Genomic DNA, 977 nt, shown 5'->3' with positions numbered 1-977 from the left:
TAACCCGAATCCCGCTTAAGCCGATATTTCCATAACCCGAATTATCGGCTTATTTTGGTGACATATTTGATAAGCACATAAAGATGCATAAATACCAGCTAAATAGCCTGCAACACTTCTCGCTCTAGTTGTCACTAAATTGTACGTCCCTTTCAGCAAACTGAATAAAGTTTCTATTTTCTTGCGTTGTTTCAGATGGTATTCATCTGCTTTTGACAACTGTATAGATTTCATATTCTTTCGGTGATAAGTAATTAAATCAATACTTTGTACTCTTAATGTGCTCTGCAATTCTTGACTAATATAGCCACGATCAGCATACAATTTGGCAGTCATTCCTTTGACTAACTGTTCAACCATTTTAATATCTGCTGTATGCCCATTAGATAAAGCTGTACTGAGCATTTCACCAGACTGATTCATAAGCACATGCAGCTTACAGCCAAAGAACCAACCCATAGAACTTTTACCACGGGTTGCAATTGCTGCTAGGGATTTATGCCGTTGTATTCGTTGGTTTTTACAGACAGCTAATGTCGTTGAATCGATCCATAAATAAGAACTTTGCTGATCTTTCATCAAAGCGAAATGCAAAGCATGTAAAGCCAGTTGATGGGCATTGATCAGATGAATCATGCGTTGATAACAAGGAAGCTGTTTAAATAAATGTTTTTTGTCCAGTTTTAATGATGTAAAGAATGCTTTGAAGTTGTTGAAATGAGAGCACTTGTACCAAACAGCAATAAATATAATTTCAGAAATACTGAGCTGAGCAGGTCGACATCTTAGGCATTGAAAGTTCTGTTTTAGAAATTTCCAATAGATTGATTCAAATTTTAGAAAAAAATCATCAATGACGCAAAATAATTGGGTACTATCGAACATAAGGACTAGAGCTGTGAGTTTGGTGTGGTAACTCAACTGATGGCTCTAGTCCTTATGTTTTTCAAGTCAATTTCTTATCCGCGATTCGGGTT

At 36.2% G+C, this 977-nt stretch carries 1 protein-coding gene; it reads right to left on the bottom strand.

The window, feature by feature from the left end:
* Positions 1–15 precede the first annotated feature (15 nt).
* The gene (locus HJG58_RS18595) at positions 16–885 is read right to left on the bottom strand and encodes an IS982 family transposase (RefSeq protein WP_170249801.1); all 870 of its coding nucleotides are present in this window, start codon (positions 883–885) and stop codon (positions 16–18) included.
* Positions 886–977 lie beyond the last annotated feature (92 nt).

The organism is Acinetobacter geminorum (assembly GCF_013009345.1).
Taxonomy (GTDB): Bacteria; Pseudomonadota; Gammaproteobacteria; order Pseudomonadales; family Moraxellaceae; genus Acinetobacter; species Acinetobacter geminorum.
Note: the sequence above shows the minus strand (reverse complement) of the source record. Positions and strands in the feature narration are given on the sequence as shown.